Below are 13,533 nucleotides of genomic sequence, written 5' to 3'. Positions count from 1 at the left end.
GGGAGAGGGGTAGCACAGCGTCCTGAGGGTAGTTGTTTACATAGGATGCTCAATCATGAAGTGCGCTTTGCAGGACACGCCGTCTCTTTTTGCCTTGCGCAGGCAAGCTCGCCCCGGCGTGACAACCAAGTCTCTTTCTTCTTCCCAAGGCTCGCGCTTCAAGCAGGTGCAACTGGCTTTCTTGATGGCCAGTGTTTTGCTCGTGATGCAGCCCATGCCGGCACACGCTGCCGGGCCTATTGTGCTGGATATGGCCTCTCAGCCTTTGGCTGATGCACTTTTGCAAATTGGCCGTCTGGCCCAGGTGGAAATTGCGTTTTCACCGGGACAGGTTCGGGAAAAGCGAGCCGTGGCCTTGCAGGGCGAACTGACGGTTGAGCAGGCCTTGGATACCTTACTGGCCCCTTGGGGACTGGCGGCCAGAGCTCAGGGCGATCAGCGCTATACGATTGTGACGGCTACTGTTGCCAAAGGTTTGTCCGTGCTGGAGCCCGTCCGCGTACAAGGCCAGCGTGTTGGTGAACGCAACTATACCCGCGAGGAACTGGATCAACGTGCTGCAGGTAACCGCGACCTGTCCAGCCTTCTGGCCGATAACCCGGCCGTGCGTCAGAACGAGGCCGCAAAAACCAGTGCCAACCGTGGCTCTCTGGCGCTGGAGGATATCAGCTTCTACGGGGCCAGTCCGTTCCAGAATCAGTTCCAGATTGATGGCATCAGCTCCACCAATCAGATTGATCCTGCCAGCCGCAATTTGAATTTGCAGGTGGGCAATGTGCCTGCCTACTCCCAGGCCTACAACCTGGACACGAATATGCTGGAAAGCGTGACGGTGCTCGATAGCAGCATTCCTGTGGAATACGGCCGCTTCACTGGGGGTGTGGTTGATGCCAAGGTGCGTGATCCCAAGGGCAATAACAGCTTCCGTGCGGACTTCAGCTACAACTCTTCCGGGCTGACCTCGCAGACTGTGCCTGAAGAGCAAAAGAAAAAGTTCGGGGCGGGCGAGCCGGGTTTCACCCCTGCCTGGACCAAGCGTTTTTCATCCGCCATGCTGGATGTGGTCATTACGGACAATACTGCGGCTTTGATTAATGTGTCCCGGCGTGAGTCCAGCATTGATCGCACCATGCGGGTCTTGCACGAGAAGGAGTTCAGTGATGTGAATACGAACTCCAAAGACCGTGTCGATAATGTGTTTGCCAAAGTCCATACCCGTTGGAGTGCCAGCACGGATTCCGCCTTGACCTTCAAGTACGCGGACCGGCGCGAGGATCTGGTCGATTCCGGCATGATGGCCAATCGTGTTCAGTGGCAGCATCAACAAAAAGCCTATGGTCTGGGTTTCGACCTGAACCATGACTTTGGTTGGGGGCAAGGGCGGGTTCAGCTGGGTTACGACCAGATGAACAGCTACCGTAATTCAGACGGCACGGAATATATGGTCAATATGGTGTTTCTGCCCAATGGCCGCCCCGACTACACCTATATCAGCGGTGGTTTCGGGCAGGAGTCTACCGAGCAACGCAATCTGACCATGAAGACCCGACTGGAGTTCAAGCCGTTTCAGACCGGGGCCATTGAACATACGCCCTACGTGGGCTTTGAGCTGGCCCATACCAAGGGAGAATTTGTCCGAGATCGGGATGCCTACGGGGGGCAGAAACGCCATTACAGCGATGGGCAGCCCAGCAAGGTGCAGGTCTTGAACTATTACCGCGCTGGAGAGGTGGGCGTCAGCTATACCAATGCGTCCGTTTATGTATCGGATCGCATGTCCTGGCAGCGTCTGGCCCTGACAACAGGCTTGCGCATGGATAAGGACAACTACTTTGGCAACACCAATCTGGCTCCGCGCACCTTGCTGGAATGGGATGTGCTGGGGACGGGTGAAACCTGTTTGTCGGGTGGCTGGTCGCGCTATTACGGCATGGATATTCTTGGCATCGCCATGCGTGAGCGCAAGAGCCAGCTGCACACCTTGCTGGTGATGGGCGGCAATCCGGTAGACCGTCCTTCGCATACAGCCTACAAGCTGGATGGCCTGAAAACTCCGTATGACGACGAATGGGCCTTGCGCTTGCAGCAGCAGTTGACGAGCAAGGTGGCCGCCGAGCTGGCTTATGTGCGCCGCTATGGTCGTCAACAAGTCTCTATCGAAGGGCTGGCAAAGACGGGCTACACCTATATGAATAACGGCAAGTCCAAAACCGATGCCTTCACCTTGAGTGTGATGAACACGGCTCCCTGGACCTTGGGCGAGAGCTTGTGGACCGCGCGGGTGGATGTGACCTATCAGCACAGTAAGCGGAACAACAAGCTGGCCGACGGTTACGATGGCGAGGCGGAGGCACAAGAGGAGAACATCTATTACAACGGCGACCTGATACGCCGTGGTGATCGTCCAGTGGGGGACTACAACCTGCCTTGGCGAGTCAGCGCTGGCGTAACCGGCATGTGGGCGCGGTATGGCTTGCAGATGAACAACCGGATCAATTGGAACAGCGCTCGCATGGATGTGCACTATGTGGGTCTGAATCGGGGTGATGGGCTGGAGAAGTATGAATCCGGTCGGGTCGGTTCCTATTGGACCTGGGATATGCGTCTGGACTGGGAGCCAGCCATGCTTAAAGGTCTGGGCCTGGGGCTGGATGTGCTGAACGTGCTGGATAAGCAAGCGCCAGTGGTGGTCTCGACACCGACCTCCGTGCTGAACCCTAACCTTTATCGCACAGGACGAGAGTTGTGGCTGCGCGCTTCCTACCGGTATTAACAGGAGGACGAGCGGGCGCAAGTTTGCTGATGGTAGCACTGGCAACAGTGCTGTCAGGGGCAGCCTGCGCGGCGGGGGGAGTGGAGACAGGAGCGGACCAGAAGCTTGGCTCAGGTTTAGCTTCTGCTCCTGTGGTCATTACGGGGCCTTCCGCGTCGGAGACAACAGAGCAATCCTGTGGAGCTAAGGACATGCTTGAGGCCAGGTGTCTACGCGCCCTCTATAAAAATGTCCCCGTCCAATGGCCAGCGCCCACCATTGATCCGGGGCAGTCCTGGCAAGAGTGGGGGCCCGTGCCTGGGCCGGGATCCAGCGCCCAGCCCGAGGCGGCAGAGGATGCCAAGAACAGGCAGATCGTCTCCTTGGGGGCACGCCTGTTTTTTGACAAGCAGCTGTCGCGTAAAAAGCAGATTTCCTGTGCCTCCTGTCATCAGCCCGACAAGTCCTTTACCGATGGCAAGGCATCAGCCGTAGGGGAGGATGGCTTGATGGGAAAACGCCGTACTCCACCCTTGTTTGCTGCGCCTTTTGCTGACGCTCTGTTCTGGGATGGCCGTGCGCGAACCTTGCAGGAGCAAGTTGTCGGCCCCATAGAAAACCCGGTAGAAATGAACCATGCCTTGAGTGACTTGATCCCACGTTTGCAGGACTCGGAAGACTATAGACAGGCATTTCAACAGGCCTTTGGCGCATCCTCATCCAATCCCATCGACGCCGAGCGATTGGCCCGTGCCTTGGCCGCCTATGTCGTTACCATTCGCCCGGCAGCAACGCGCTTTGATGAATTTATCGCCGGGAATACGGCTGCCTTGAATGATCAGGAACTGATCGGCCTGCACTTGTTTCGTACCAAGGCACGCTGCATGAATTGCCATAACGGCCCCATGCTGACAGACAACGGTTTTCACAATATCGGTCTGACTTTTTATGGGCGTCGCTTGCAGGATCTGGGACGATTTGAATGGACCCGAGACCCTGCGGATCTGGGGCTGTTCCGAACACCCAGCCTGCGCAATGTTGCCAAGGCAGGTCCCTGGATGCATAACGGTTTGTTCCCCAGCCTGGATGGCTTGTTGCGTATGTATGACGTGGCAATGGGGCCGGACCCTAAAGAAACCGGCCTTTTGGTGCCGCGTAAATCGGAACGGATACAGGTCTTGAACTTGAGCGATGAGGAACTTCAGGCTTTGCTGGCCTTTCTGCAGGTCCTGTAGCGATCAAAGTGATTCAGACTTGATTGCGGGGCGCATAAAAAAGCGATAGTGGCGGACCACTATCGCTTTTAAGCTCACTGGAGGAGGGCGTTTTATTTCAGGCAGGCTTTGATTTTCTCCAGATCCGGGCCATCAATCGGACGTCCCAGATTGAAGGGCATGGAGGTTTCGCGCCAGTCCTTGTAGTCGTGCAGATACTCCATCTGGCTGGCATATACCTTGGCCGCATCAGGGTTGCTGCAGGCCATGGAAATCATCACCTCGTTGGTGACTTGCTGAATAGTCTTCAGGCTTTCATCGTCCATGCGGTGGATTTCCACACCAGCTTTCTGGAAGGTGCGCAGACCTTCCGTCGCTTTTTTCTCTGTAAAAGCAATGGACCACATCATGGTGGCGTCGGCGGCAATTTGCAGTTTCTCCTTGGCCGAATCACTGAGTGCATCCCAGGCGGTTTTATTGATCATGACGCCAAACACGGAAGCGGACTGGTGCCAACCCGGCGTTGTCCAGTGCTTGGTGACCTGATGGAGACCGGCAGAAACGTCCACGTTCGGAGTGGAGAACTCGGCTCCCTCGATCACGCCACGCTCAAGCGATTGATACAGTTCCTGGCCAGCCATGGACACCTGCGTACCACCAATTTTTTCAAGCACCTTGCCTTGTTCGAGGCCAGAGAGGCGCAGGCGCTTGCCCTTGATTTCTTCCAGATTGCGAATCGGCACATTGGTATGGAAGCCGGATTCGTTATTGGTGATGGCGTAGGGGAGGTACACCATGCCGTACTTGCCGTAGATCTCGTTATAAAGCTCGGCGCCACCCCATTCCTTGATCCAGTTTGCGTAGTCAACCGCGTTGAACAGGCTGGAGTGTGTCCCTAAAGGGGAGAAAGCGGGGTTGCGGCCGGCCCAATAGCCTGGCCAGTCGGCTCCGGCTTGTATGGTGCCGGACTCCACCGCGCTGAAGACCTCGCCGGTTGGAACCAGTGCGCCGCCTTCAAAGAATTCGATCTTCAACTCATCACCGACCAGCTTGTTAGCCAGCTCTACCCATTTCTTGTCCAGCTCCACCAGCTCGATCGAAGCGGGCCAGGTACTGGTCATGGTCCACTTCTGTGCCGCCTGGCTCAGGCTGGTCATGCCCAGCAGGGCAAAACCCGTCAAGGCGAAGAGTGCCTTCTTTGTCAGTTTCATGGTGTCTCCTTGTTTTATTTAAGTTCCGTACAGGACGGTGGGTAGCCAAGTGGCCAGGCCAGGGAAAATGGCCAGCAAGATGCACATCAAAATAATCAGGCCAATGAATGGAATGACCCCGGTAATGATCTCCATGGTTTTGACGGATTTGGGCGTAATGGCCCGCAAATAAAACAGTGCATAACCAAAGGGAGGGGTCAGGAAAGAGGTCTGCAAAACAACGGCGACCAGAATCACAAACCACAGCAGGCTGATGCCCATCTCTTGCACAATGGGCAACAGAATCGGGAAGGAAAGCAGGACAATACCGGTCCAGTCCAGAAAGCAGCCCAGCACAAAAATAATCAGCAGCATCACCACGATAAGTAGCCAGGGTTCCATATCCAGGCCACGCATCAGATCCTGTGCGGCACCCAGACCGCCGGTGATATTAAAGACGCCGGTAAAGGCGGTAGCACCCACCACGATAAATAAAATCATGGAGGAAGTACGGCCCGTTTCGTAAAGCGCATTCAGGAAAATGGACCATTTGAATTTGCCCCGGAAAATAACGATCAGCAGGGACAGCAATACCCCAATGGCCGAGGCTTCCGTGGCCGTTGCAATACCGGCCAGCATGGAGCCCAGAATGCCCAGAATCAAAAAGATAGGAGGCACGGCTTCCACCAGCAGCATGCGGATCAAGGCGGGCTTGGAGATCTTTTCATCAGGCTCCACCGAGGGGGCACGTTCCGGGTGACGCCAGGCTACGAACACCACCCAGACGGCATACAGCAGGCCCAGCAGGACACCTGGTATCAATGCGCCGGCGAACAATTCACCGATGGACAGGGGAGAGTAGCTGGCCATCAGGATCAACATGATGGACGGTGGAATCAGAATGCCCAGACAGCCGGAGGCCGCAATAACACCGGTGGTCAGCTTGGGGCAGTAGCCGTAGCGCAGCATGGGGCGCAAGGCCATCATGCCGGTAACGGTAATGGAGGCGCCAATAATGCCGGTGGTCGCTGCCAGAAGGATGGAGATGAACACCACGGCCAGCGCCAGCCCGCCACGCACGCGAGACATCAGCAGGCGCAAGGCTTCGAACATCTTGTCGGTCACTTCCGAGTCGGACAGAAAGCGCGCCATCAGGATGAATAAAGGAATGGCGATCAGGGTGTAGTTGTCCAGAACATCGCCGTAAATGCGGTTGACGACAATGCCCAGAACCATGGGCTTGCCAGCCACCAGCGCGCCGATGACGGCGGTACTACCCAGAACAAAGGCCAAAGGGTGGCCCATGAATAGCCCCAGTAAAAGCAGGCCACCCATGACGAGTGCAATCAGTTCAGGCGTCATGGTGAGCGGCTTCCTTCTGGGTCAACAAACGAATAACTTCAGCAATGCCCTGGAGCAGCAAAAGCGCGGCGGCCAGGGCCATGGACATCTTCAAGGGGTAGACGGGCAACTGTACTGCGCCGTACGTGGTTTCGCCTTGCGCCAGCGAGCGCATGGCGAAGTCGTAGCTGCGTGTCAGAAATACCCAGGCAAAAGGGAAGAAGAAAATCAGATAACCCGCAATCTCGGTCCATTTGCGAACGGTGGGGGAAAAGCGGTTGATCAGCAAATCCACCCGGACATGGGCCTGATGTTTAAGTGCGTAGGCGCCCAGCATCAGAAAGTAGAACCCATATAGCTGCTTGGTGACGTCAAAAGTCCAGCGAGTGGGCTGATTCATCACATAGCGCATGAACACTTCGTAAATAATAATGGCGGAGAAAATGATGGCAATAAAGGAAATGAGCTTTCCTATCCATTCATTGATTGAGTCGATTAGACGCAAAACCATGCTTGTCCCTTTTGTACGTTTTTATTGGCCACACATCAGGTTTAGTCTATGAGTAAGCTCTAAAGCGCCACAACTTGGGTTTACCCTTACGTAAACTTGAGTTTAATAATTAAGGGTAATAAGGCGTAAATAAGGGTGATTTTCTTGGGAAATCGTGCTGGGCCTGAAGGTGAAAGCCAGACTTTCGGGGCGACAATGAGCATGAAAAAAGCCACCCGTTTGGGTGGCTTTTTGCTGCCGGGCTCCAGCCTCGTTCCAGATCTGCTGTCCAGGGACAGCAAGGTGGAGTGTTGCCAGTGTGTGCCAGCCAAGTTGTGTAGAACGTGGCCAGACCCGACTGCATCAGCACGGCTCCGGGTAGAGCCGTGCCGTGTACTTCAACAACTTAGCGCATGTTTTGCGCGGCCAGACCCAGGGCCAGATCTTGCTTCATGCGTTTCTTGTAGAAAGGCAGGCAGATGAACAAGGCCAGGAACCAGAATGGCGTAGCCATCAGGCCGATCAGGGTTTCTTCTTCTTGGCTGAACAGGTACAGCGCAAAGGCAAAGAACGCCAGGGTCAGATAGCACATGGGAATTGCAAAGGGCATTTTGTAGCTCGATGCGGCATGGGCCTCAGGACGAATGCGACGGTACTTCAGGTAGGTGATCAGAATCACGGCCCAGACAAAGATAAAGCAGATGCTGGCCACGGTGGTCACAATGGTGAACACACGCATTACGTCGCCTTCTGCGTAAAGCAGGAACAGGCTGGACAGCAAAAGGGCGCAAGAATAGATCAGACCATTACGGGGAGTGCCGTTACGCGACAACTGGCTGAAGGCTTCGGGAGCCAGCTTGTTCTTGGACAGACCATACAACATGCGACCGGTCGAGAACATGCCGCTGTTGGCGGACGACAGGGCCGAGGTCAGCACCACAAAGTTGATGATGGCTGCTGCGGCACCCACGCCAATCAGCAAGAACATGTTTACAAACGGGCTCTTGTTGGGCGCCACAATATCCCAGGGGGTGACGGTCATGATGGCAGTCAGCGCCAGCACGTAAAACACAATCACGCGAACGGGAATCTTGTTGATGGCCTTGGGCAGGTTTTTGGCTGGGTCGGCTGTTTCAGCAGAGGCCGTACCCACCAGCTCGATCCCTACGAAGGCAAAGATGGCGATCTGGAAGGCCGCAAAGAAACCATGCAGGCCATTGGGGAACATGCCGCCGCGATCCCACAAGTGGGTCAGGCTGGCTTTTTCGCCGGTTGGGCCGACAAAGCCGGTGAACAGCAGGTAAGCACCCACACCAATCAGGGCCACAATGGCGATGATCTTGACCAGGGCAAACCAGAACTCCAGCTCGCCAAACAATTTGGCCGACAGCAGGTTGAAGATCAGCAAGAAGGCAATGCATGCCAGGCCGGGTAACCAGAGCGGAATGTCCGGCCACCAGAACTGGGTATAGCCGGTAATGGCGACAATATCCGCAATACCGATAACCACCCAGCAGAACCAATAACTCCAGCCCAGAAAGTAACCCATGGTGGGCCCGAGAATATCGGCGGAGAAATCCACAAAAGATTTGTATTCCAGGTTATGCAGGAGCAATTCCCCCATCGCCCGCATCACAAAGAATAAAAAGAACCCAATGATCATGTAGGTAAACAAGACCGAGGGTCCGGCCAGGCTAATGGTGCGGCCTGATCCCATAAATAGCCCTGTACCGATAGCGCCTCCAATTGCTATCAGTTGCAGGTGCCGGTTTTTCAACGAGCGCTGCAGTCCAGATGAATGTTGCTGAGACACACTGTTCTCCTAATTTTTTTTCGTTCAAATGCGTAATTATGACTGTGCTGCGAGAAAACAAAGGGCACAACCCGTCCTCAAGGACGGTTTTCTTGATGCCGATCTAAATAAGCTGAGGAGCGCACAGCAGTCCTCCTTGTTCTGACGACATGAAATGTCAAAACAGACCTGTGTGCGATTAAAAATGGGAATAGGGATGTGGTATGCCAGGCGGCCAGAAAAGGCGCCTGACTATCTGCTCATAAATAGGCTCCGGACGAATAGGTGAACACAGGCCATATGGCCTCTGTACCCCCTCTGTCCGTTTACCTGAGAGCTTATCCATCGGTTCGCGATGGTCCCCTTCGGTGGGCACGGGTGTGCCTCTCTCCAGATGGTCAAAGGTTCAGGATTCTTTTGCCTGAGAGATTCCGGGGTCGTTGCTCCGTCGGCGCTTCATCAAAGTGAAGACTCTCACCTGAACCGTTATTGACGCCGCTATTGTATAGACAGGTAAAAAGCGATGACTACTAGCGTTAACCTGTAGGCTTTTAATGAGAATAGTTCTTGTTTGTTGAGCGGTTTTGTGGCTGCGGAGCCAGCCTCGGGGACAGTGCAGGGGCGTGATGAAAGTGGCGGCGTCGAGTCTGGCCAGATGCCCTTAAAAGGGACCGTGTTTTTTGCATGGAAGCTATGCCGGAATGCTTTAGCGTTGAAACAGAAATCGGCCGACACCAGCCTACAATATCGGCTGTCTGGCAATTTTTGTACCTCGCAATATGGTCGAATCGATTCTGCAACTTATCGAGCAACACGGTCTGTTGATCGTGTTTTTCAATGTCCTGGTGGAGCAGGCAGGGGCGCCGGTGCCGGCCTATCCGGTGTTGGTGGTAACGGGTGCCTTGCACGAGTCCGGTGGTTACAGCCTGTGGGGCTTGCTGGGTTTTGCCGTGCTGGGCGCGATGATTGCGGATTACGGCTGGTACCTGGCTGGGCGACGCTATGGTGGCAAATTGCTGGCTTTGCTGTGCAAAATTTCACTGTCGCCGGACTCCTGTATTCGGCAGACCGAATCCATTTATATGCGTTGGGGGGCACCGTCCTTGATGGTGGCCAAGTTCATACCCGGCTTTGCTTCCATTGCCAGTGTGTTGGCCGGTACGGTGGGGACGCCCAGAAGAAGCTTCCTGCTTTACGACATCATCGGGGCTACGGTCTGGGCCGGCTCTGCCGTGTTCCTGGGCTCCTTGTTCAGCTCGGCGGTGGATGAGCTGCTGAATGTGCTGATCAGTCTGGGGGTGGTGGGTGGAATCCTGTTGGCGCTGGCTTTGGCGGTATTCATTGCCAGAAAGTGGTGGCAGCGCCATCGCTTCATGAAATCCTTGTGCATGGAGCGTGTCAGCGTGCAAGAGTTGCATCAGATGCTGTCCTCGGACACGCCCCCCACGATTGTGGATGTGCGTTCGACCCTGATGCAGGCGCAAGGACGTATTCCGGGGGCGATCAGTCTGGCTTTGGGTGAGGCCACGCTGAATTTGATTACCGACGGGGAAATTATTGTGTATTGCGATTGCCCCAATGAGGTGTCCGCAGCCTTGGTGTCCAAACGCTTGCTGCAAAGTGGCTATAGTCGGGTGCGCCCTTTGGAAGGCGGATTGGAAGCCTGGCGGGCCGCTGGTTTTGATATACAGCGCGACCCTGATCAGCCCGAACCGGCCCTGTAAAGGAAAACGGCAGACATCAAACCATGTCTGCCGTTTTTGCAAGAAGAACGCTTGATATCGCGCTTACTGGCGCGCCTGCCGGTAAGCATGGGCCAAAGCGGCGGCCACCGCCAGCCCGCCGATCACACTGATATGGTCCTGCACCAGAGCTTGTTCCAGAAAGGCTTCCAAGCCCTGCATTTCCCAAAACCGATGTGCCAGGGGAATCGTGGACAAAGTAAAGACACTCAGCATCAGCGCTCCCATCCAGGCCAGGCGACTTGCGCTGATAATCAGCCAGCTGCCCAGCAATTGAACTGTGATAGTCAGCACGGCGAATAAAGCCTGGGGCTCCAGTCCGAAGTGGGCCATTTCCTTTTTTGCAGCGCTGAAGTCCCAAACCTTATTCACACCGCTCCACCAGAAAATGTAGGTCAGGAGCAGAGTAGCCAGTACAAAATACACTCGTGAACGCAGTAATTCTTGTATGACGTGGTTCATGATGCCTCCTCCTTGGGTGGGGCGTTCAGGGCTTGTGGACAGATGCTTCCAGCGTGGAGCGTGCGACGGCCAGTGTTTGCTGGCTCAAGACCAGTCCACCCATGACCAGTGCCACTCCCACCAGTTGCAGCGTGGTGGGCCAGATGCCCTTGATCAGCGCGTCCAGAATAAAAGCGGTCACAGGCACCAGCAGCATGAAGGGGGCAACAGTGACGGCGCCCAGTTGCTTGATGGCACTGAACCATAGCGCGAAGGGACCAGCCGTCAGTACAGTTGCCAGCAGAAACAGGCCCAGCCAATGCACAGGGATAAGCTGGCTTGGAATGTCCTGCGTCAGCAGCACAACCACACTCAGTTCCACACCGGCAATCAAGAGCTGCCAGCCGGTAAAACCCAGCAAAGGGATAGGTGGCGCACCCCATTTGTTCATCAAGACCCCGCCCGTCGCAATGGACAACATGCTGCCCAAAGCGGCGGCAATGCCGATCAGATCCAGAGTGGCATTGCTGGACAGGACAACCAGCGACACGCCCAGCGCACCCAAGAGAACGCCTCCAATCCGCGTTAGGGCAGGGCGAGCACGCAAAATGCCCCAGGCGATAAAGATGGTGGCCAGCGGTGTCAGCGCCTGGAAGATGGCGGCCACGCCACCGGGCAGACGGGTGGCAGCGATAAAGAACAGGCCAAAGAACAGGCCGGTGTTCAGGGTGCCCAGCACGGCCAGGCGCCCCCACCAGGCACGGGGCGGCAGGCTGCGTACCAATGCCAGCAGGACGATGGCGCCTCCCAGCGCCCGGACAGCAGCCAGGAACAAGGGATTAGGTGGCAACCAGGTTGTGGTCAGAATGTAGGTAAAGCCCCAGAGAATAGCGGCGGTGGCCGCAGCCATTTTGGCGTTCATGTTGATGTACTCCCCATCATGAATAGTGTGATGAAGAGACTATAGGAGTGCAACGATGGCTTGAATAGATAAGAATATGGCCATCAGCGTTCCATAATTAGAACGACTGAGTGGCGGCTGGCTTTGGGTAATTTGCAGCAGGGATTCAGGGGGCGGGCGTATGCAAAATAGTGACGAACTCCTGGCCCAGAAAATCCAGCAGAGCGCGTACCGCAGGCACCAGGCCTCGGCGTGAAGGAAAGACGGCATGTACCACGCCGGAGCGGGGGTTCCAGCCGGGGGCCACATCCACCAGTCTGCCGTCCTGCATGTACGGAGCGATCAGCATGGCCGGCATCTGAACGACGCCAATTCCCTGCAAGGCTGATTGCAGCAAAGTCATGCGGTCGTCGCAGACCAGACGGGGTTGGTAGGGCACTTCCATCAGGGTGTTTTCTGCGGTTTGCAGTTGCCAGGTGGGATTGCGTTGCAGATGCTCGTCGCTCAAGGCGGGCCAGTTCCCTAATTGGTCCAGCTTGGGCAGCCCGCCCATGCGTTCGATCAGGGCCGGGCTGGCAACCAGATACTGTGTACTCTCGCCCAGGACTTTCATCACCAGACCGCTGTCTTCCAAAGGAGGGAAGCGGACGCGCAAGGCCACATCAAAGCCTTCGCGAATCACGTCCACGCGGCGGTTGGTGCTTTCCACTTCCAGCTTGACCTGCGGATAGGCCGCCATATAGCGGGCCAGCAATTCATTGACGCCGTAGTCCAGCAAAGCCAGGGGGCAGCTGATGCGTACTGAGCCTTGCGGCTCGCTGCGATGGCGCTCGATGATGTCCTGAGCGGAGTCGGCCTCCACCAGCATGGCTACGCAGCGCTGGTAGTACATCTGGCCAATTTCCGTGACGCTGAAATGGCGGCTGGAGCGCTGAATCAGACGCACACCCAGGGATTCTTCCAGAAAGGTGATGCGTCGGCTTAGCTTGGATTTCGGGATGCCCAAAGCCCGTCCGGCCGGTGCAAATCCTCCGTGGTCCACGACCTGTACAAAGTAGTAAAGGTCGTTCAAATCGCGCGTGGATGGGTGTTTGGTGTCGGGCATGTCATTACATGGCCGGTGGAACCGGGCAGCTCATATCGCCTTCTTCGCAGGACAGGTAGGTGTTGAAGTTCTTGATACGGGCCTGCGTCAATTCATTGCGGCAAGTGGTGATCAGCATGGAGTGAATACTGCCGCCTTGGGTGTTGATCGCGGCAAAGTCGCATTCCGCATCCCTGAAGCTGACCCAGGCACGTTGGGCGTTGCGCAAGGCTTTGAGGGTGTCAGCATCATCTTTAAGACGATTGCCGATTTCCTTGTAGAGCTTGTTCAGTTCGGCGTCCGAGTTCTTGTACTCGTTGCTAAAGCACTGATTCATGGCGTTTTGATTGGTCATGCTGCCGCAGTCGGCTGCCTGAACGGAAGAGGCGCTTGCCATCAAGCTGAGTCCTAAAGCGATCAGGCCGGTGTTCAATGCTTTTTTCATGAGGTTCTCCGGGTGTGCGGGCGTGGATAAGCGTATGAGTCTGGGTTGAGTCGCCAGGTGCAGCGCGTACTGCCTGTTTGCTTGGGGCAGGGTGTAAATCCTACTACAGAAGCGCGACAAGTCTGGTGCTTTGCAGGGCGA

11 protein-coding genes and 1 riboswitch are annotated in these 13,533 nt (G+C 55.8%); of the genes, 3 read left to right on the top strand and 8 right to left on the bottom strand.

All coding sequences use genetic code 11. From position 1 onward, the window contains the following. Window positions 1–55 precede the first annotated feature (55 nt). Together KOE80_RS13070 and KOE80_RS13065 are read left to right on the top strand one after the other, a co-directional pair. Entirely contained in the window at window positions 56–2,773 is a 2,718-nt protein-coding gene (locus KOE80_RS13070) for a TonB-dependent receptor (protein WP_226349299.1), read from the top strand. A 191-nt stretch (window positions 2,774–2,964) separates the two neighbouring features. After that, complete coding sequence (locus KOE80_RS13065; RefSeq protein WP_226349298.1) at window positions 2,965–3,987, top strand: cytochrome-c peroxidase; 1,023 nt, start codon at window positions 2,965–2,967, stop codon at window positions 3,985–3,987. 92 nt (window positions 3,988–4,079) lie between these two features. Here KOE80_RS13065 and dctP read toward each other — a convergent pair whose 3' ends face one another. The 4 genes from dctP to KOE80_RS13045 form a co-directional block, all read right to left on the bottom strand. Beyond that, window positions 4,080–5,177 carry a TRAP transporter substrate-binding protein DctP gene (gene dctP, locus KOE80_RS13060; protein WP_026484510.1) on the bottom strand — a complete coding sequence of 366 codons (1,098 nt, stop codon included), beginning with the start codon at window positions 5,175–5,177 and terminating at the stop codon, window positions 4,080–4,082. Between the two features lie 18 nt (window positions 5,178–5,195). After that, entirely contained in the window at window positions 5,196–6,518 is a 1,323-nt protein-coding gene (locus KOE80_RS13055) for a TRAP transporter large permease (protein ID WP_035269167.1), read from the bottom strand. Then, a complete protein-coding gene (locus KOE80_RS13050) occupies window positions 6,508–7,008 on the bottom strand; it encodes a TRAP transporter small permease subunit (RefSeq protein WP_226349297.1) in 501 nt (166 codons plus the stop codon). Before KOE80_RS13050 ends, KOE80_RS13055 begins: the two co-directional genes overlap by 11 nt. A gap of 385 nt (window positions 7,009–7,393) precedes the next feature. Then, the gene (locus KOE80_RS13045) at window positions 7,394–8,800 is read right to left on the bottom strand and encodes an amino acid permease (RefSeq protein ID WP_031232286.1); all 1,407 of its coding nucleotides are present in this window, start codon (window positions 8,798–8,800) and stop codon (window positions 7,394–7,396) included. A 378-nt stretch (window positions 8,801–9,178) separates the two neighbouring features. Beyond that, a riboswitch (glycine riboswitch) is annotated at window positions 9,179–9,268 on the bottom strand. 290 nt (window positions 9,269–9,558) lie between these two features. Here KOE80_RS13045 and KOE80_RS13040 point away from each other — a divergent pair. Continuing rightward, window positions 9,559–10,503, top strand: a complete 945-nt coding sequence (locus tag KOE80_RS13040; protein WP_060186948.1) for a rhodanese-like domain-containing protein — start codon at window positions 9,559–9,561, stop codon at window positions 10,501–10,503. Window positions 10,504–10,566: 63 nt separating this feature from the next. Here the strand turns inward: KOE80_RS13040 and KOE80_RS13035 are convergent, their stop codons facing one another. From KOE80_RS13035 to KOE80_RS13020, 4 genes are all read right to left on the bottom strand, one after another. Further along, a complete protein-coding gene (locus KOE80_RS13035) occupies window positions 10,567–10,983 on the bottom strand; it encodes a DoxX family protein (RefSeq protein ID WP_035269171.1) in 417 nt (138 codons plus the stop codon). Between the two features lie 25 nt (window positions 10,984–11,008). Beyond that, on the bottom strand, window positions 11,009–11,884 hold the full coding sequence (locus KOE80_RS13030) for a DMT family transporter (RefSeq protein ID WP_226349296.1): 876 nt from the start codon (window positions 11,882–11,884) through the stop codon (window positions 11,009–11,011). Window positions 11,885–12,029: 145 nt separating this feature from the next. Beyond that, the gene (locus tag KOE80_RS13025) at window positions 12,030–12,968 is read right to left on the bottom strand and encodes a LysR substrate-binding domain-containing protein (protein WP_115635005.1); all 939 of its coding nucleotides are present in this window, start codon (window positions 12,966–12,968) and stop codon (window positions 12,030–12,032) included. A gap of 4 nt (window positions 12,969–12,972) precedes the next feature. Then, the gene (locus KOE80_RS13020; RefSeq protein WP_086060770.1) at window positions 12,973–13,392 is read right to left on the bottom strand and encodes a lysozyme inhibitor LprI family protein; all 420 of its coding nucleotides are present in this window, start codon (window positions 13,390–13,392) and stop codon (window positions 12,973–12,975) included. Between the last annotated feature and the right edge of the window lie 141 nt (window positions 13,393–13,533).

The sequence above is a fragment of the Alcaligenes sp. 13f genome (assembly GCF_020496585.1).
Lineage (GTDB): Bacteria > Pseudomonadota > Gammaproteobacteria > Burkholderiales > Burkholderiaceae_B > Alcaligenes > Alcaligenes phenolicus.
The sequence above is the reverse complement of the archived record's forward strand: the minus strand, read 5'-3'. Positions and strand labels throughout refer to the sequence as shown.